General features: G+C 64.1%; 17 protein-coding genes. 7 read left to right on the top strand and 10 right to left on the bottom strand.

What is annotated here, in order from left to right; all coding sequences use genetic code 11:
* The first annotated feature begins 19 nt into the window (after nt 1-19).
* Complete coding sequence (locus tag ACFX5Q_RS19485) at nt 20-1,060, top strand: zinc-dependent alcohol dehydrogenase family protein (protein ID WP_404280604.1); 1,041 nt, start codon at nt 20-22, stop codon at nt 1,058-1,060.
* Nucleotides 1,061-1,075: 15 nt separating this feature from the next.
* On the opposite strand, the gene ACFX5Q_RS19480 is transcribed toward ACFX5Q_RS19485, so the two are convergent.
* Entirely contained in the window at nt 1,076-1,969 is an 894-nt protein-coding gene (locus ACFX5Q_RS19480) for a DMT family transporter (protein WP_404280602.1), read from the bottom strand.
* 102 nt (nt 1,970-2,071) lie between these two features.
* Here ACFX5Q_RS19480 and ACFX5Q_RS19475 point away from each other — a divergent pair, with 102 nt between their 5' ends.
* Nucleotides 2,072-3,475 carry a PLP-dependent aminotransferase family protein gene (locus ACFX5Q_RS19475; protein WP_404280600.1) on the top strand — a complete coding sequence of 468 codons (1,404 nt, stop codon included), beginning with the start codon at nt 2,072-2,074 and terminating at the stop codon, nt 3,473-3,475.
* 15 nt (nt 3,476-3,490) lie between these two features.
* Here the strand turns inward: ACFX5Q_RS19475 and ACFX5Q_RS19470 are convergent, their stop codons facing one another.
* The gene (locus ACFX5Q_RS19470; RefSeq protein ID WP_404280599.1) at nt 3,491-4,384 is read right to left on the bottom strand and encodes a LysR family transcriptional regulator; all 894 of its coding nucleotides are present in this window, start codon (nt 4,382-4,384) and stop codon (nt 3,491-3,493) included.
* Nucleotides 4,385-4,515: 131 nt separating this feature from the next.
* Between ACFX5Q_RS19470 and ACFX5Q_RS19465 the strand changes: the two genes are divergently transcribed.
* Nucleotides 4,516-5,964: an MFS transporter gene (locus tag ACFX5Q_RS19465; protein WP_404280598.1), complete on the top strand. Its 1,449-nt coding sequence runs from the start codon at nt 4,516-4,518 to the stop codon at nt 5,962-5,964.
* Nucleotides 5,965-5,969: 5 nt separating this feature from the next.
* On the opposite strand, the gene ACFX5Q_RS19460 is transcribed toward ACFX5Q_RS19465, so the two are convergent.
* The 3 genes from ACFX5Q_RS19460 to ACFX5Q_RS19450 all read right to left on the bottom strand — a co-directional run bounded on the left by ACFX5Q_RS19460 (nt 5,970) and on the right by ACFX5Q_RS19450 (nt 8,491).
* Complete coding sequence (locus ACFX5Q_RS19460; RefSeq protein ID WP_404280597.1) at nt 5,970-6,467, bottom strand: MaoC family dehydratase; 498 nt, start codon at nt 6,465-6,467, stop codon at nt 5,970-5,972.
* A gap of 222 nt (nt 6,468-6,689) precedes the next feature.
* Nucleotides 6,690-7,118, bottom strand: a complete 429-nt coding sequence (locus ACFX5Q_RS19455) for a phasin family protein (protein ID WP_192183534.1) — start codon at nt 7,116-7,118, stop codon at nt 6,690-6,692.
* A gap of 68 nt (nt 7,119-7,186) precedes the next feature.
* The gene (locus ACFX5Q_RS19450) at nt 7,187-8,491 is read right to left on the bottom strand and encodes a DUF445 domain-containing protein (RefSeq protein WP_404280596.1); all 1,305 of its coding nucleotides are present in this window, start codon (nt 8,489-8,491) and stop codon (nt 7,187-7,189) included.
* Between the two features lie 204 nt (nt 8,492-8,695).
* On the opposite strand from ACFX5Q_RS19450, the gene rirA reads away from it, so the two are divergent.
* Nucleotides 8,696-9,157 carry an iron-responsive transcriptional regulator RirA gene (gene rirA / locus ACFX5Q_RS19445; protein ID WP_006203413.1) on the top strand — a complete coding sequence of 154 codons (462 nt, stop codon included), beginning with the start codon at nt 8,696-8,698 and terminating at the stop codon, nt 9,155-9,157.
* A 14-nt stretch (nt 9,158-9,171) separates the two neighbouring features.
* On the opposite strand, the gene ACFX5Q_RS19440 is transcribed toward rirA, so the two are convergent.
* From ACFX5Q_RS19440 to hemP, 5 genes are all read right to left on the bottom strand, one after another.
* Nucleotides 9,172-9,960 (bottom strand): heme ABC transporter ATP-binding protein, encoded by a 789-nt coding sequence (locus tag ACFX5Q_RS19440; RefSeq protein WP_404280595.1) that lies wholly within the window; start codon nt 9,958-9,960, stop codon nt 9,172-9,174.
* A gap of 7 nt (nt 9,961-9,967) precedes the next feature.
* Nucleotides 9,968-11,071, bottom strand: coding sequence for a FecCD family ABC transporter permease (locus tag ACFX5Q_RS19435; protein ID WP_404280594.1), 1,104 nt, complete (start codon nt 11,069-11,071; stop codon nt 9,968-9,970).
* A gap of 4 nt (nt 11,072-11,075) precedes the next feature.
* Nucleotides 11,076-11,972: a hemin ABC transporter substrate-binding protein gene (locus tag ACFX5Q_RS19430; RefSeq protein WP_404280593.1), complete on the bottom strand. Its 897-nt coding sequence runs from the start codon at nt 11,970-11,972 to the stop codon at nt 11,076-11,078.
* Between the two features lie 114 nt (nt 11,973-12,086).
* The gene (locus tag ACFX5Q_RS19425) at nt 12,087-13,148 is read right to left on the bottom strand and encodes a hemin-degrading factor (protein WP_404280592.1); all 1,062 of its coding nucleotides are present in this window, start codon (nt 13,146-13,148) and stop codon (nt 12,087-12,089) included.
* A gap of 9 nt (nt 13,149-13,157) precedes the next feature.
* A complete protein-coding gene (gene hemP, locus ACFX5Q_RS19420) occupies nt 13,158-13,364 on the bottom strand; it encodes a hemin uptake protein HemP (protein ID WP_006203408.1) in 207 nt (68 codons plus the stop codon).
* Between the two features lie 264 nt (nt 13,365-13,628).
* Here hemP and ACFX5Q_RS19415 point away from each other — a divergent pair, with 264 nt between their 5' ends.
* Genes ACFX5Q_RS19415 through ACFX5Q_RS19405 form a run of 3 tightly spaced genes read left to right on the top strand, consistent with a single transcriptional unit; the run spans nt 13,629 to nt 17,281 of the window.
* Nucleotides 13,629-15,782 (top strand): TonB-dependent hemoglobin/transferrin/lactoferrin family receptor, encoded by a 2,154-nt coding sequence (locus ACFX5Q_RS19415; protein WP_404280591.1) that lies wholly within the window; start codon nt 13,629-13,631, stop codon nt 15,780-15,782.
* Between the two features lie 3 nt (nt 15,783-15,785).
* Nucleotides 15,786-16,223, top strand: coding sequence for a hypothetical protein (locus ACFX5Q_RS19410; RefSeq protein WP_404280589.1), 438 nt, complete (start codon nt 15,786-15,788; stop codon nt 16,221-16,223).
* A gap of 8 nt (nt 16,224-16,231) precedes the next feature.
* Nucleotides 16,232-17,281: an energy transducer TonB gene (locus tag ACFX5Q_RS19405; RefSeq protein WP_404280588.1), complete on the top strand. Its 1,050-nt coding sequence runs from the start codon at nt 16,232-16,234 to the stop codon at nt 17,279-17,281.
* Nucleotides 17,282-17,293 lie beyond the last annotated feature (12 nt).

Here is a 17,293-nt window from a genome sequence, read left to right as displayed (position 1 = left end):
AGAGCATGGGGAGTTGCCGATGAAAGCCGTCGTCTTCGAAAAATTCGGCGAGGCGCCGACGATCCAGACCGTGCCCGACCCGAAGCCGGCGCCCGAAGGCGTCGTCATCAAGGTCGAGGCGACCGGACTCTGCCGCAGCGACTGGCACGGCTGGATGGGCCATGACGACGGCATCACCCTGCCGCACGTGCCGGGTCACGAGTTGGCCGGCGTCGTGGTCGCCGCCGGCAAGCGGGTGACCCGCTGGAAGGCCGGCGAGCGCGTCACCGTGCCCTTTGCCGTCGGTTGCGGCCGCTGTTTCGAATGCAACTCGGGCAACCACCAGGTCTGCGAGCACCAGACGCAGCCGGGTTTCACTGGCTGGGGCTCATTCGCCGAATATGTCGCCATCGACCATGCCGACACCAACCTCGTCCGCTTGCCTGACTCGATGGAATTCGCCACCGCCGCCAGCCTCGGCTGCCGCTTTGTCACTTCGTTCCGCGCCATCGTCGACCAGGGCCGGGTGACGCCGGGCGAATGGGTGGCCGTGCATGGCTGCGGCGGCGTCGGCCTGTCGGCGATCATGATCGCCAGTTCGATGGGTGCCAATGTCATCGCCATCGACCTCACCGACGAGAAGCTGGATTTCGCCAAGAAGATCGGCGCGGTGGCGACGATCAATGCCGCGAAGACGCCGAATGTGGTCAAGGCGGTCAAGCAGATCACCAATGGCGGCGCGCATATGTCGATGGACGCGCTCGGCCACCCGACGACCTCGTTCAATTCGATCGCCAATCTACGCCGTCGCGGACGCCACGTGCAGGTCGGCCTGATGCTCGCCGAGCACGCCAGGCCGCAGGTGCCGATGGACAAGGTGATTGCCTTCGAGCTCGAGATCCTCGGCAGCCACGGCATGCAGGCCTACCGCTACCCGGCGATGATGGAGATGATCCGCACCGGCAAGCTCAAGCCCGAACTGCTGGTCGGCAAGAAGATCAGCCTCGAAGAGGCGCCCGCCGCGCTGATGGCGATGGGCGGTTTCGAGGGCATCGGCATCGGCGTGGTGACGAAGTTTTAGCTGCGGCAGGCACTATCAGCCAACAGTCGCGGGTCGCGGCGCTTCCTGCTTGGCGAATTTCTTGGCGCCGACAACGCAAAGCACCACGCCAAGCGTGACGACAATCATCAGCGGGCTCACCTGTTCATGCAGCAGCGTTGCCGCCAGCGCGAGGCCGAAGAACGGCTGCAGCAACTGCAACTGCCCGACCGCTGCAATGCCGCCTTGCGCCAGGCCGCGATACCAGAAGACGAAGCCGATCAGCATGCTGAACAGCGAGACATAGGCGAGGCCAATCCACGCGCCGGAGCCGACGTCGGCAAAGGATGGCGGCATCGTCGCAAATGTCAGCACCAGCATGATCGGCAGCGACAGCACCAGCGCCCAGCAGATCACCTGCCAGCCGCCGAGCTTGCGCGACAGCGCCGCGCCCTCGGCGTAGCCCAGCCCGCAGGCGATGATTGCCGACAGCATCAGGAGATCGCCGATCGGTGAGGCGGACACGCCTTGGCTCAGGGCAAAGCCGACAACAAGCGCGCTGCCGAGGCAGGAGAACAGCCAGAACGCCGGCCTTGGCCGATCGCCACCGCGCAGCACGCCGAAGATCGCGGTCGCCAGCGGCAGCAGGCCGACGAAGATGATGGAATGGGCCGAGGTTACGTGCTTGAGCGCCAGCGCGGTCAGCAAGGGAAAGCCGACCACCACGCCCAACGCCACGATCACCAGCGACAGCAGATCCGCGCGCTCCGGACGTTTCTGGCGGAACAGGAGCAGCAATGCCAGACCAAGCAGTCCGGCAATCGCCGCTCTGGCCGACGTCAGGAATGTCGGGTCGAAGTCCATCACCGCCACGCGCGTCGCCGGCAGCGAGCCACTGAAGATCAGCACGCCGATCAAGCCGCTCACCCAGCCGTTCAAACTCTTGTCCATGATCTGCTCCGTTTGCCCTTCCGTACCGGTTCGGGCTATGGCGCCGCCAGAGACAATGCGGTACAGTTTGGCAAAACTGTTATGGCTCATCGAGAAGTACAGATGGACACGCCTGCTCCAAAAGCGGACAGCGAAGGAACGCTTGTCGAAGCGGTCATGGCAGCGATCAGGCAGCGGATCACCGCGCGCACCCTGACGCCTGGGGCGCGGCTGCCGTCAATCCGGGCCTTTGCCGGCACGATGCAGGTGTCCAAGTCGACCGTCGTCGAAGCCTATGAGCGCCTAGCCGCCGAAGGCACGATCCGTTCGCGGCCTGGTTCGGGCTTCTACGCCGCCGGACCGCTGGCGCCACTGTCGCTGGCCGAGATCGGCCCTCGGCTCGACCGGGTCATCGATCCGCTCTGGGTCTCGCGCCAGTCCCTGGAAGCCGGCGACGAGACCCTGAAACCCGGCTGTGGCTGGCTGCCAGCCTCATGGATGCCGCAGGCGGCGTTGCGCCGGGCGCTGCGCACAGTGGCGCGGACCGACGATGTCACGCTGGCGGACTACGGCACACCGCTCGGCCTGCCAGCGCTGCGCCAGCTGCTCGCGCGGCGCATGGCCGGGCACGGTATCGAGGCGTCTCCAGAACAGATCATGCTGACGGAATCGGGCACGCAGGCCATCGATCTCCTCTGCCGCTTCCTGCTCGAACCCGGCGACACGGTGCTGGTCGACGACCCCTGCTATTTCAACTTCCATGCCCTGTTGCGCGCTCACCGGGCCAAGGTCGTCAGCGTTCCCTATACGCCGTCGGGGCCGGATATCGAGCTGTTCGCCCAAGCGCTGGCCGAGCACCGGCCGCGCCTCTACATCACCAATTCCGCCATCCACAATCCGACCGGCGCGATCCTGTCGCCTGTCACCGCCCACCGCCTGCTCAAGCTCGCCGACCAGTCGGACCTCACCATCATCGAGGACGACATCTTCGCCGATTTCGAGCACGCGCCTGCCCCGCGCCTTGCGGCGTTCGATGGCCTGAGCCGTGTCGTCCATATCGGCAGCTTCTCCAAGACGCTTTCGGCATCGGTGCGCTGCGGCTTCATCGCGGCGCCCCGCGACTGGATCGAACAACTCACCGACCTCAAGATCGCCACAACCTTCGGCGGCGGCCGGCTCGCGGCCGAACTGGTGCTGACGCTGCTCAAGGACGGCAGCTATCGCAAGCACATGGACTTGCTGCGGACGCGGCTTTCGCGCGCCATGGGCGAAACGAGCGCCCGCCTGAAGGCGATCGGCATCACGCCCTGGATCGAGCAACCGGCCGGCCTGTTCCTGTGGTGCAGCCTGCCGGATGGGGTGGATGCGACAGAAGTGGCCCGCCGTGCTTTGGCCGCCAACATCGTGCTCGCACCTGGCAATGCGTTCAGCCTGTCGCAGACCGCCAGCCGTTTCTTGCGCTTCAACGTTGCCCAGTCGGGAGACGAGCGGATTTTCACCACGCTCGAAGCGGTGATGTCGCGTTGATGTCGTGATCACCAGTCAGCGGGAAGACGTGCAAACCTCCCGAACGCAATCCCGCAGCCAGCGCTGCGCCGGATCGGCGTCGAGGCGCGGATGCCAGAGCATGGAAATGGTGACCTCCACGGTGGTGACCGGCAGGGGAAAGCTGAACATGCCGGCACGTGCCCCGTGCGAATGCCGCTCGGGGACGCTGGCGATCAGATCGGAAGCACGCGCCATGGCCAGTGCGGCCGAGAAGCCTGAAACCATGCACACCACAGTCCGCTGCATTCCGAGTTGGCTCAATGCCTCGTCAATCGGCCCCCTTTCGCGGCCACGCCGCGAAACACTGATGTGGCGGCCGGCCGCGAAGCGCTCCGGTGTGATGGCGCCCCGGCTCAGCGGATGGCCGGCCCGCACCACACCGATGAAGCGGTCGCGGAACAGCGCCTGGATACGCACCTCGGGCCCGGTCTCACCGGCAACGCCGATCTCCAGGTCAACAGCCGCTTCGCGCAGTGAGGCGACGTCCTTGTCGGACTTTGGCGCAAAACGCAGCCGAACCTCGGGCGTATCCGCTTCGATGCGGGCGACAAGCCGCGGCCCGAACTCCTCGACGAAGCCTTCATTGGTGCGCAGCGTAAACGTCCTGTCGAGACGTGAAAGGTCGAGCAGCCTCGCCGGACGCAACAACGCTTCCGCGTCCTGAACCACACGCCCTGTCTGTTGCCGCAATTCAAGTGCCCGCGGCGTCGGCACCAGGCCGCGCCCGGCGCGGACCAGCAAGGGATCGCCCGTTGCCTCGCGCAGGCGCGCCAGTGTGCGGCTCATCGCCGAGGGGCTGAGGCGCAGCCGCTGGGCGGCCCGCGCCACGCTGCCCTCGGTCAGCAAAATGTCGAGAGCGAAGAGCAAATTGAGATCAGGCGATGCCATCGACGGATCATAACACATGACATGGCGTTCTGTGCATGAAAAAGGTGCAAATGCTGCGCCTTCCGCCATATCAGCCAGAAGGCTAGATCTCCGATAGCTCCGGTTCTGGGGCTGATGGAAAGGAGATCGCCTTGGCAATCGCTGAGCAAAATCGGGACGAGCGCGTATCGGTGCCGCAACAGACGCAATCCGCAGGCTGGGCGCTGGTAAGCCTGTCGCTCGCCACGCTGCTGTCATCGCTTGGAACCAGCATCGCCAGCGTCGGCCTGCCGTCGCTGATACAGGCGTTCGGCGCGTCGTTCCAGTCAGTGCAATGGGTTGTTCTCGCCTACCTGCTTGCCATCACCACATTGATCGTCAGTGCCGGACGGCTGGCCGACATGTTCGGTCGCCGGCCATTGCTGCTTGGCGGCATCGCGCTGTTCACGCTCGCCTCGGTGCTCTGCGGCCTGGCGCCGACCCTTTGGCTGCTGATTGCCGCGCGGGCTCTGCAGGGACTTGGCGCGGCGCTGATGATGGCGCTGACGCTGGCCTTTGTCGCGGAAACGGTGACCAAGGCCAGGACGGGCAGCGCAATGGGCCTGCTCGGCGCCATGTCGGCGATCGGCACGACACTCGGCCCCTCACTCGGCGGCTTGTTGATCGCCGGCTTCGGCTGGCGGGCGATTTTCCTCGTCAATGTCCCGCTTGGCGTCCTGACCTTCGCTCTCGCCTGGCGTGCCTTGCCGGCACGCAGTAAGACCGCGCAAGCCGATCGAGGCGAATTCGACGCGATAGGCACCGTCCTGCTGGCCCTAACGCTGGCCGCCTACGCGCTGGCCATGACGCTTGGCAGAGGCAATTTCGGCTCACTCAACATCGGCCTGCTGGCTGTCGCCGGCATCGGCGTCCTTCTGTTCGCCGGCGCGCAGGCGAAGGTGAAAAGCCCGTTGATCCAGCTCGCCAGCTTTCGTGACCTCGAGCTGAGCGCCAGCCTCGGCATGAGCCTCATCGTCGCCACCGTGATGATGGCGACCCTGGTCGTTGCCCCATTCTATCTGTCTCGTGGGCTCGGGCTGGATGCCGCAATGGCCGGTCTCGTGCTGTCTACGGGGCCGCTTGTCTCGACCCTTTCCGCGCTGGTGGCCGGACGCCTTACCGATCGCTTCGGAGCCCACAGGATGATGATTGCCGGCCTGCTCGGCCTCGCCACGGGCACTTTCCTGCTGTCGCTGGCCATGACGGAACTCGGCATTGTCAGCTATGTCGTTCCGATCAGCGTCGCCTGCATCGGCTACGCGCTGTTCCAGACGTCCAACAATGCAGCCGTGATGATGGGTGTCGGTGCCGGCGAGCGCGGAGTCGTTTCCGGCCTGCTCAACCTGTCGCGCAATCTTGGTCTGATCACCGGTGCATCGTTGATGGGCGCCATCTTCGCCGCAGCATCGGCTGGCGGCACGGACGAGGTGATATTGGGCTCTGCGGCAGCTGCCCGGGGCATGCAGGTCACCTTCCAGGCGGCCACGGTGCTTGCGCTGGTCGCGCTCAGCCTCGCAGTGTTCTCCTGGCGCACCGTCGCCAAACGCGAGACACGGGCGTAGGGGCTTCAGGCCCCTGCCCGCTTGCGGCGCTCGTAGAGCATCACCAGCGTCTCGGCGGTCAAGGCCGGCTTCTGCTCGCCTTCGATCTCGACCGTATTGGCGGCCTTCATCAGATACTGGCCGGGACCTTTGTCCTCCATCGACAGGAGTGTCGTGCGCAGCCTGATGCGCGCGCCGACCCGGACCGGCGCCAGGAAGCGCACCTTGTCGAAGCCGTAATTGAAGGCGGCCTGCGTGTTTTCGGGCACGATGCCCATGCCGAGCGCCAGCGCGCCGATGATCGACAGCGTCAGATAGCCATGCGCGATCGTGGTGCGGAACGGGCTTTGCCGTTTCGCTCTTTCAGGGTCGACATGGATCCATTGATGATCGCCTGTGCATTCGGCAAACTGGTCGATGCGGTGCTGATCGACCGTCGTCCACTCCGACACGCCAAGCTCCTGCCCGGCCATCGTCCTCAGTTGCTCGAAGGTCGGCGGAGTCCTCGACCGTGTTTCCGTCATTCCTGCATTCCCGATCGCTCTACCTGTCTCCGGACCACGAACCGCCAGTCTCTGTCAATTCGCCTCGAGCGATTCCACTTCACCATCCTAAGACCGCGTCAGGATTGATTTCCATGCACGAAAAGCCTGCGGCTGAACATTTCCAGCTGCCTCGATGGTCTTCATCCCAAGCTTCAAGCGCAATCGTCGAACCAGGGAAAAACGGCTTTGGTACGGAAGCGACTATTTCTTCTCGTAGCCGGAGCGGATTTCCGCCATCGCTTCCTTGATGCGCTCGCGCAGGATCTCGACGGATTCGGTGCCGGATTTCCGAACCAGTTCGGACACCTCGCCGGCATTCTTCAGCGCGGTTTCGAAGGATTTCCGCGCGAACTCCGCCTGCTTGGCCATCAGTTCCTGCGGATTGCCCGGCGCCCGGTAGTTCTGCGCCATGTCGGCGACCTCGCGCAGCGTGTCCTGCAGCATCTCGCGCTGCCTGGAGAACAGCGAGGTCGCTCCGGCAGCACCGGCTCTCGCCGACTTCTCCAGCGCTTCGAGGTTCTTGCGATGGTGGCTGAGGATCGCTTCTATATCGACATTCGGCACCTTCAGGTCACGGCCGAATCTGCTGAACATGTCCAGGAACGAGTCGGATTCCGGTTGTTTTGCCATAGTCGTTTGCTCCCCAGTCTGCCGCGAATACTAACCCTCATGGAAGAATAGAGCATGACGCGCCCGCGTCAATTGACGAGGAACAATCGCTCCGCCGTATAAAGCGCTATGCCGGCAAGTCCGCCGATGACCATGCCGTTGAAGCGGATGTATTGCAGGTCCCGGCCGATGTTCATTTCGATCAGCCGGGTGAGCTGGGCAAGATCCCAGCGCTTGACCTGGTCGGCGATGAATTTCGACACGCCGCTCTTCTGGCTTTCGACGAAGGAAGACAGCGCCACGATGAACCCCTGGTTCATGTCGGCCCTGATCTGCGCGTCGCTGGCCAGGTGGCGGCCGACCTCGACGAACATGGCCGCGAGATGGGCGCGGATCATCGAATTCGGCGCCTTGGCATCCTGCTCGATAAACAGGCTGAGGCTCTCCCACATGTCGCCGGCCAGTGACTTCACCTCCGGCCTTGCCAGGAAATCGCGCTTCAGCTGCTCGGCGCGCTTGGCATATTGCTTGGACGTCCTCAGCCGCTCGATGAAGGTCCGCGCAAAGCGGTCGAATTCGGCGCGCATCGGATGATCGGGATCGGCCCGCACCTCGTCGAGCAGAGAACCGGCGGACGCGACGATCTTCTTCAACAGATAGGCGTCGGCGCGAAACAGGTTGAACAGCGACGGCAGTTCCTCGCGAATCTTCTCGCGCATGGTCGCCAGCGCCTCCTCATCGTTGAGGAAGCGGCCTATCACCCTGGTGAATTCGTCGAACAGTTTCTGGTGGCGGCGGTCGTCGGTCAGCGCCGACAGCAATTCCGCGGCCAGCGGCGCCAGCGGCACCTTGTCGATTTGCTCCAGCATGCGGCTGGTGACGAAACCGCGCAGGCCGGATTGCTCGACCGCTGTGAGCGTCTGCGGCACCAGACGGGCGACGAAGCGCGACAGGCCGGCGGCGCGCTCGGCATCAGCCAGCCAGTCGGCGACCAAAGCCGAAAAGTCGACCTCGGCCAGTTTCTCGCGCACCGGCTCGGGCGCCAGGAAATTGACCTCGATGAAGCGGCCGAGATTGTCGGCGATACGGTTCTGGTTCTCCGGGATGATGGCGGTGTGTGGGATCGGCAGGCCGAGCGGCCGCTTGAACAGCGCCACCACCGCATACCAGTCGGCCAGCCCGCCGATGGTCGCCGCCTCGGCGAAGGCGGCGACAAACCCAAGCCATGGATAAGTGCCCTCGAACGACTTGGCCAAAGCAAAGACGAGGACGCAGAGCACCAGCGCCGCGGTGGCCGCGAACTTGGTACGCCTCAGCGCCGAGAGCTTCACTTCGGCATCGATGTCGATGCGAACGGCGGCAGCCGGGGCAAGAACCTGGACTGGTGGTGACATGGGTCGAGCCGCTCCTGATCGGTGTCGCGATCTTATTTAGGATCGGTCCCGGTCAAATGCCCGCGACACGCCATCCGGGTCACAAATGCGCGCGGTCATGCACATAAAGTTGACGAACTTGTTCATCTATTATGCGCCGCCAGTCTGGAATTGTTCCAAGGTATAGGCCATATTGAACCCAAGCTACTGCTTCGTGAGGACAAAATGCGGCTTACGCGCCAGACCAACTACGCCATGCGCATCCTGATGTATTGCGCCGCCAACAGCGATCGGCTGAGCCGCATCCCCGAGATCGCAGCCGCCTATTCGGTGTCGGAGCTTTTCCTGTTCAAGATCCTGCAGCCGCTGGTCGAGCATGGTCTGGTCGAGACGGTGCGCGGCAGGAATGGCGGCGTCAGGCTTGGCCGCGCCGCCGAGCAGATCAGCCTGTTCGACGTCGTGCGGGTGACGGAAGAGAGCTTCGCCATGGCCGAGTGCTTCGAGAACGACGCGGCCGAATGCCCGCTGGTCGACAGCTGCGCGCTGAATTCGGCGCTGCGCGAGGCGCTCAACGCCTTCTTTGCCGTGCTGTCGCGCTATACGATCGCCGACCTGGTGGCGGCGCGCCCTAATGTGCGCCAGTTGCTTGGCATCGACATGCTGGTGCAGCGCGCTCCGGCCGCCTGATCCTCTGGCTGTCGCTAAGCGGCCGATTGCGGCAACACGAACGGCACGTTGCCAGCCGGCAGCACGCCGACCTTCAGCCGGCAATCGAAGACCTTTTCGATCAGCTCGTCGCTGAGCACATCCTGCGGCGCGCCGGCGGCGACGAGCCGTCCGCGATGCATGACATGGATGCGGTCGGCATACATGGCCGTCAGGTTGAGGTCGTGCAGGATGACGATCACGCCACCGCCGCGCCTGGCGAAGTCGCGGGCGATGTTCATGATGATCAGCTGATGCTTGATGTCGAGGCTGGAAACCGGCTCGTCGAGGAACAGATAGCGCGGTTTGCCGTCCAGCATCGGCGCCCAGACCTGGCACAACACGCGCGCCAACTGGACGCGCTGCTGCTCGCCGCCCGAAAGCTCCTGGTAGAAGCGTCCGGCAAAACCCTCGAGGTCGACACGCGCCAGTGCGCGTTCAGGCAGCCGCGCGTCCTCGCCTGGCAAGACACCCGAACGGCCGCCGACGAGGCCAAGCTTGACCACCTCCCGCACCGTGAAGGGGAAGGACAGCGTCGTCGCCTGCGGCAGCACCGCTCGCTGCGTCGCGGCCTCGACCGGCCTCATCGCCGACATGTCGCGGCCGTTGAGGGCAATGCTGCCCGTATAGGCAAGCTCTCCCGACAGGGCCTTGAGGAAGGTCGTCTTGCCGGACCCGTTGGGGCCGACAATGGCGGCCACTTCGCCCGGCCGCGCATCGAAATCGACACCGGTAACGATAGGTTTGCCAGCGATCGCCACCGAAACATCCCTTGCCTCGATCATCCGGCCCTCACAGGTCGACGATGCTGCGCTTGCGCAGCAGGATCCAGAGGAAGAACGGCGCGCCGGCGATCGCGGTGACGATGCCGATCGGCAGTTCGGCGGGCGCGACGATGGTGCGGGCAACGGCGTCTGCCAGCAAAAGCAGCGAGGCGCCGAGCAAGGCCGAGGCCGGCAGCAGATAGCGATTGTCGGGCCCGATCAAGAGCCGCAGCAGATGCGGCACCACGATGCCGACGAAGCCGATGCCGCCGCTGACCGCGACGGAGGCGCCCACCGCCGCCGAAACACCAACGATCGCCGTGTATTTCAGCCGCTGGACTGGAATGCCGAGATGGCCGGCGGTCGCCTCGCCGAGCGTCAGCGCATTGAGACCCCGCGCCAGGAACGGCATCGCCGCCAGCGCCAGCCCGATGACCGGCCCGACGGAACCGATCTTCTGCCAGGTCGCGCCGGCCAGTGAGCCGAGCTGCCAGAAAGTCAGGTCGCGCAGCTGCCGGTCATCGGCCATGAAGATCAGGATACCGGTCAGCGCCATGGCAAGCGCCGCCAGCGCGATACCGGCGAGCAGCATGGTGGCAACCGAGGTTTGCCCGCGCCGCGTGGCAACCTGATAAAGCACCAGTGTCGTGGCAAGACCGCCGACGAAGGCCGCCAGCGGCAGCGCAAGCGTACCGAGCAAGGCGGTTACCGGCGCCAGGACTGTCGCACCGAGCACGATGACAGCGACCGCGCCGAGGCTGGAGCCTGCCGAGACGCCGATGAGGCCGGGGTCGGCGAGCGGATTGCGGAACAGCCCTTGCATCACTGCGCCCGACACGGCGAGTGCCGCCCCGATCAGCACGCCGAGCAGCACGCGCGGCATGCGGATGTCCCAGACGATCAGCTGGTCGCGGGCGTTCAACGCCGCGTCGCCCGGCACCGAACCGAACAGCCAGTCGCCGATGACGCCGACGGCCGAGGCGTCGGACGCGCCTGAGGTCAGTGACAGGAAAATCGAGACGCCAAGCGCTAGGCACAAAAGCAGGATGACGAGGCGCGCACGCGCCGAGCGGTCGCCTTCGGCTGCCGTCGCCATCCCGCCCGCCACGCCAGCGATCGACTGATCCGCCATCCGCTCAGTCCGTGACCTGGCCGCCATAAAGCGAGACGGCAAGATCGTGGATGGCGTCGGCCGTGCGCGGCCCGAAGCCGAGCAGGTAGCCGCCATCCATCCGAACCACCTTGCGAGTGTTCCCCGCCGGCGTCGAGGCGATGGACGGGTGCGAAAACAACTCGTCGTCGGACACGGCCGGTCCGGCATTCTTCATCATCAGGATGACATCAGGCCTGGCGGTGACGATCGCCTCGTCCGACATTTGCTTGTAGCCGGAAAGGCCTTCGACGGCGTTGACGGCGCCGGCCAGCTTGACGATGCCGTCGGCGGCGGTCTCGCTGCCGGCGGCAAGGATCTTGCCACCCTGTATCGACAGTACGAACAGGATGCGCTTGCGCTCCTTGATCAAGGCCGTCTGTTTCTCCGCCGCCTTCAGCTTGGCGTCGACTTCGCCCGCCAGTGTCTCGGCTTTGTCCTCGGCGCCAAGCGCCTTGCCGACGATGCGTATCTTTTCGAGGATGCCCTCATGGCTGTAGCGTTCCGGCACCTCTATGAAAGGGATGCTGGTTTTCTTCAGCACGTCGACGGCTTCCTTCGGGCCGCTGCCATGCAGCGCCAGGATTCCCGACGGATTGACCGACAGCACGCCTTCCGGTGACAGCTGACGCATATAGCCGACATCAGGCAGTTGGAGCGCCGCCTCGGGATAGCGGCTTGTCGAGTCGCGCGCGACCAAATGGCTCTGCTGGCCAAGCGCATAGACGATCTCGGTGATCGAACCGCCGATCGCCGCGATCCTGGATGTGTCGGCAAAGGCGGCAACGGTTTCGCTCGCGCGGGCCGGCAAGACGGCGAGAAGCAGCGAGAGGCCGATCGCCGGGACAAGCGTCGCACGAAACAACCGGGGCAATGAAATCATCGTCATGTTTCCTTAGAGCAATTCCAGGAAAAGTGCGTAGCGGCTTTCCGCCCGGAATTGCGTAAAAACAAAGAGTTAGAGCGGCTCAACCATTCTATCAAACGTTGAACCGCTCTAGGCCGCGGTCGGGCTTGGGATGCGCGGCAGGTTCTCGGCCAGGAAGCGCCAGTCGTCGCGCTCGCCCTCGCCCTCATGGCGCTTGCCGAAGAACTGGATGATCATCTTGCCGTCGGCGCCATAAACCTCGAGCGAAGTCACATGGCCGTCCTTGGTCGGCTTGCGCACGGCCCAGACCTCGTGGATGTGGTCGGTCCGCAGATGCAAATGGAAGGTCTCGTCGAGCACATTGATCCAAGGCCCCATCGGCTTGATCGACTTGACCGGGCCGGAATGGATCTGGATGCAGCCGCGATTGCCGACAAAGCACATGATCGGCATTTCACCGGCGGCGGCATGATGGAACATGGCGCTGACAGCGTCGTTGTCGACCAGCCAGGCATAGTCCTGACCGACCATGCGCACCGCCTGGCGGCGGCTGAGCTTGAGCGTCTTCAGCATGCCGAAGAACTGGTGCACGTCGGTCAGCCTGCTCCACTGATCGCGCAGATCGTCGACACTGGCAGCGGCACCCTGGACCTCGTTCTCCTCCTCGGCGCCGCTTGCCGAGACCGCCACGGTCGGTTCCTGGTTCGACGATTCCAGCCCCGCCACCAGCTTCTGATAGGCATAGAGGTTGGATGCGGGCCGCAGATGCACCTTGTGCACGGCTTCGCCGGCCGCGTCGAAGAACTGCAGGCTGCGGCGGATGTCGCCGCCATCGCGCTTTTCGACGGCAAAGCCGTGCGCCCAGACTTTCGGGAAGATGCGCAGGTCGATGTTCTCGCCTAACACCATGGCATTGTGGTTGCCGGTGACGACCTTGTCGTAGATGCCTATCTTCTCGTGCACCGCGCTTTCGTTGCGAGTCAGCGCCATCACCTCGCCAACGGCTTCGAGGCCGGTCAGGAGATCGTTGACGCGCGGCTCGACGCGAACAACGCCTTCGCCGCAATGCGCCGCGACGAGTTCGGCCTCCGAAATGCCGAGCTCGGCGGCGAGATCGCGCTCGCGCGTTTTGGGATTGTCTTCCCGCGCCCGCCGGATTTCATGCGGGGAAGGTTTCACGCGCTGGTCCATGTCGGTACCTTACTTGTTGAGGATAAGCTTGCCCTGGCGGGTGATCTTCAGCCGGTAGAGCGCGCCATGATGCTCGATGCCGATCTCGTGCTCGCCCTGGAACAGCGTGTTGCTGGAGAGCGTCCGCACCGCCAGCGGAACCCGGTCGAAACGGGCTGATGTGTCGTCGGAGCGGCGGACGCGATAGCGGAAGTCACTGGGATTGTGCGTGTTCATCTGGTCGGTCCCTTTCCTGTGCCGGCCACCTGGCCGGGCGCCTGCGTAAAATGCCGATTCATTTCTTGACTTGAATAATCATGTTTACTAGTCAGTGCAATACCGGACTAAATGAGTCAACATTTAAGACGCCGGAACGCAATGAAAAAATGCCAGCGAGCCCCGGGCCAGCCAGCATCGAACCTGGATTTTTGGAGTTGGGGCATGGGGTTGGCGAATTGGGGACTGGGCCTGGCGGACAGCGCTGGCCCGGCGCATCGATCGATGGCAAAGGGAGTGGCCACATTGCTGGCAGGTGCGGCGGCAATCGCATTGTTCGCACCGCCCGCCAATGCCCAGCAGGCCGCCCAACCGGCGGCTGACCAGACGGATGAGCCGAAGAAGACGGAAGAGCCTAAGCCTGCCGAGGCAGGCGCAACACTGCTCGACAAGATCCTTGTCATAAGCCGCACCGGCGAAACGGCGATCGAATCGCTGGCCTCGGCCAGCCATGTCGACCGCGAACAGCTCGACCGCCGCATGGCGACGACGCCAAACGAGATGCTGCTCGGCGTGCCGGGCGTCGCGGTACAGGCCGACGCACGGCGCGTCAGCTCCAGCATCAACATCCGCGGCCTGCAGGATTTCGGCCGAGTCGCCGTCATCGTCGACGGTGCCAGGCAGAATTTCCAGCGCTCCGACCACGGCACGCAATCGACCTTCTATGTCGATCCCGAGCTCATCAAATCCGTCGACGTCATCCGCGGCCCGGTCGCTAACACCTATGGTTCCGGCGCCATCGGTGGCGTCGTCTTCTTCGACACCAAAGACGTCGAGGACTTCCTCAAGCCAGAGGAAACCTGGGCCGGCTCCGTCACCGGGCGCTATGAAAGCAACGGCAAGGGCTGGACCACCAGTGCCAGCGGCGCTCACCGCTTCAACGAAAACTGGGATGTGCTGGGCAACATCGTCTACCGCAACTATGACGACTACAAGAATGGCGGCGGCGACACCGTTGCCGGCACCGGCTTCGACGTATTGAGCGGCCTGCTCAAGACCACGATCCGCCCGAGCGAAAACAGCGAATTGAAGCTCGGCTGGGTCGGCTCGAGCGACGGATGGACAGAGACCAGCAGCGGCGTGCCGGCGAACGATGTCGACTTGAAGTCGAACACCTTCACCGCTCGCTACAAGATCACCGACGACGCCAAGAGCTGGCTCGACCTCCACATCAACGCCTCCTACAACAAGACCAACCTCGATCTGACGACACTTGTTGCGCAAAACCGGTTCGATCCGGTCACCGGCCTTCCCGTGGTGCTGCCGGCGGGCTCGATATCGACCTTCGATGTCGGCACCACAGGCATCGACATCTGGAACACGTCACGCTTCGAGACCGCGGGCATCGCGCATGAGTTGACCTATGGCGGCGACTGGGTGGGCGACAATGTCGAGACGGGCGGCACGGCCGGCGGCGACAGTTTCTATACGCCGTCGGGCAAGCGCAACGTCTCCGGCGGCTACGTCCAGGACAAGCTGACCTGGGACTGGCTCGAAGTCATCACCGGCCTGCGCTATGACAACTACAGCCTGAAGGACTCGAGCAACGAAACATCCGGCGACAGGCTGTCGCCGCGCATCACCGTCGGTGTCTCGCCATTCGAAAGCGCCGGCCTCGCCGGTCTGCAGTTCTACGGCACCTATGCGGAAGGCTACCGATCGCCGTCGCTGACCGAAACGCTGATCAGCGGCAACCATCCGGCCGGCGTCAGCTTCCCGTTCCTGCCCAATCCCAATCTGCGGCCCGAAACCGGCAAGACCACCGAGTTCGGTATCAACTACAAGCAGAACGACATTCTCGAAGCCGGCGACGCGCTGCGACTGAAGGCCGCCTACTTCAACAACAATGTCGACGACTACATCGAGGGCGTGACGCTCTCGCCCTTCGACCCGACCAGCGGTTGCCCATTCGGCCCGGGCATTCCGATCTGCTTCCAGTACCAGAACTTCGCCAAGGCCAAGATCAACGGCTTCGAACTGGAAAGCGTCTACGACGCCGGCTGGGGTTATGCCAGGCTCTCGGCCTCGATCATCAACGGTCACACCATCTCGTATGAAGGCGAGCGGGCCGACCTCGCCACCATCCCGTCCTCCCAGGTGACGGCGCAGCTTGGCGTTCGCTTCCTCGAGGACAAGCTGACCGTGGGCGGCGAAGTGCAATACAACGGCAAGCCCAAGGGCAATCCCGTGGCCAAGAATTATACGCTGGTCAACGCCTTCGCCAGCTACCAGGCGACCGACAATTTGAAGGTGGACTTCCGCGCCGACAATTTGTTCGATGTCAAATATACCAATCCGCTGAACGGAAGCACCACCGCCGTCCTCTACGAACCCGGCGTCACGCTGAAGCTGGCGGCAACCATGGGCTTTGGAGGCTGACGAATGAACTTGACGACATCGCTTCGTCTGCTGACCTCGGCGCTGGCGATGTCGCTTGCGACGGTGCCGGCGTGGACCCAGTCCGCGCCGGCCCCTGTCCTCACGCTCGAACTCAACGGCGCGCAGCCCTCCGAGAAGGGCTGCCGGCTGACCTTCGTGGTCAACAATGCACTAGGCGCCGACCTTACCAAGGCGGCGTTCGAGATTGCGCTGTTCAACGACGCCGGCGTCGTCGACCGGCTGACCGTGCTCGATTTCAAGGACCTGCCCAACGGCAAGACCAAGGTGACGCGCTTCGACCTGGCGGGAACGGACTGCGCCAAGGTCAGTCGCGTGCTGATCAACAGCGCAACCGAATGCGCGGGCAGCGGCGTCGAGCCGGGCGCCTGCATGCGCAAGATGAAGACCGAGACAAAGACCGGCATTGCTTTCGGCGTCTGAGGGCGACAGTGGGACTGCATCCCGCCTTCATGGAAGACACCGCGGCTTGGCCCGTCTCCGGTCCGCTGCCGTGGCAGGCAACCGATCTTGATTTGACAATCTCGCACAGGTCGCGGCAATTTTCCGCCCGCGCCATGCAGGACATCCCCCAAATCTCCGACACCAGCAGCGAATTGACAGTGGCTCCGGGCGAGTCGCTGGCCGACCTCCGGCCGCGCGGCGAGAACAGCAGGTGGACAGTGGCGATCGCGGCCTCATGCTTGATCCATGGCGCGTTGGCGGCGACCTTGCTGATATCACCGGCGGCAAGAAACGATTTTCAGGATTCGGCCCAAACGGAGGGCAGCGACAGGTCCGGCGCCAACGTCGTGGGCAGTGCGCTCAACTCGGAACCGTCAGCCGTGAATGTCGCCTTGGTGGCGGCCCCGCAGCCGCCCAAGCCAGCGCAGCCGACAGCGCCGGTTCGACCCGCCGAGGCGCCGAAACCACAGCCTTCGCCGGAAGCGGTCGAAAGAAAGCCGATTCAGCCTGACATACTTGTCGTCAGCGCCCCGCGTGACGACGCAGAGAGCGTCGTTCAGGATGACAAGAAGCCGGCGCCCACAGAAACCCAGACCGAAAGCCCTCCTCCCGTTCCCGCACAACCGCCTATTCCGACCGCCAGACCGGTCTTCGAAAAATCCCGCGAGGCGGAAGACAAGAGCGGCACCACGGATGGCCGGAACCGCTCCGAGCGGACGGCGAGCAAGGGCCGGAAGCAGAACGAGGTGGGGACAGTCGCGGAAGCGAGCTACCGTAGCGACGTCATCAGAAAACTTGGCCGCGTCTATCGAGCAGTACCGCCTTCGCTACAAGCGACGGCGCGCACCAACACCGTTGTCACCTTCGTCATCGGCAGACAGGGCAACGTCGATGAACTGCGTGTCGTCGAAAGTTCAGGCTCGACAACTTTCGACCAGATCGTTCTCGGCTTCGTTCGCAAGGCGGCGCCCTTCCCTCCCATCCCGGCAAAGGTCGGGAACAGTCTGGAATTCACCGGTGCGATCGGGCCGTTTTGAGACAATCTTGGC

Source organism: Mesorhizobium sp. IMUNJ 23033 (assembly GCF_044778005.1).
GTDB lineage: Bacteria > Pseudomonadota > Alphaproteobacteria > Rhizobiales > Rhizobiaceae > Mesorhizobium > Mesorhizobium amorphae_A.
This window is presented reverse-complemented; position numbering and strand designations above follow the sequence as displayed.

Coding starts and splice junctions, on each gene's coding strand:
- ACFX5Q_RS19430 (WP_404280593.1), bottom strand. CDS start 11,972: ATGATTTCATTGCCCCGGTTGTTTCGTGCGACGCTTGTCCCGGCGATC.
- ACFX5Q_RS19455 (WP_192183534.1), bottom strand. CDS start 7,118: ATGGCAAAACAACCGGAATCCGACTCGTTCCTGGACATGTTCAGCAGA.
- hemP (WP_006203408.1), bottom strand. CDS start 13,364: ATGAACACGCACAATCCCAGTGACTTCCGCTATCGCGTCCGCCGCTCC.
- ACFX5Q_RS19450 (WP_404280596.1), bottom strand. CDS start 8,491: ATGTCACCACCAGTCCAGGTTCTTGCCCCGGCTGCCGCCGTTCGCATC.
- ACFX5Q_RS19415 (WP_404280591.1), top strand. CDS start 13,629: ATGGCAAAGGGAGTGGCCACATTGCTGGCAGGTGCGGCGGCAATCGCA.
- ACFX5Q_RS19435 (WP_404280594.1), bottom strand. CDS start 11,071: ATGGCGGATCAGTCGATCGCTGGCGTGGCGGGCGGGATGGCGACGGCA.
- ACFX5Q_RS19410 (WP_404280589.1), top strand. CDS start 15,786: ATGAACTTGACGACATCGCTTCGTCTGCTGACCTCGGCGCTGGCGATG.
- ACFX5Q_RS19480 (WP_404280602.1), bottom strand. CDS start 1,969: ATGGACAAGAGTTTGAACGGCTGGGTGAGCGGCTTGATCGGCGTGCTG.
- ACFX5Q_RS19485 (WP_404280604.1), top strand. CDS start 20: ATGAAAGCCGTCGTCTTCGAAAAATTCGGCGAGGCGCCGACGATCCAG.
- ACFX5Q_RS19425 (WP_404280592.1), bottom strand. CDS start 13,148: ATGGACCAGCGCGTGAAACCTTCCCCGCATGAAATCCGGCGGGCGCGG.
- ACFX5Q_RS19470 (WP_404280599.1), bottom strand. CDS start 4,384: ATGGCATCGCCTGATCTCAATTTGCTCTTCGCTCTCGACATTTTGCTG.
- ACFX5Q_RS19460 (WP_404280597.1), bottom strand. CDS start 6,467: ATGACGGAAACACGGTCGAGGACTCCGCCGACCTTCGAGCAACTGAGG.
- rirA (WP_006203413.1), top strand. CDS start 8,696: ATGCGGCTTACGCGCCAGACCAACTACGCCATGCGCATCCTGATGTAT.
- ACFX5Q_RS19475 (WP_404280600.1), top strand. CDS start 2,072: ATGGACACGCCTGCTCCAAAAGCGGACAGCGAAGGAACGCTTGTCGAA.
- ACFX5Q_RS19440 (WP_404280595.1), bottom strand. CDS start 9,960: ATGATCGAGGCAAGGGATGTTTCGGTGGCGATCGCTGGCAAACCTATC.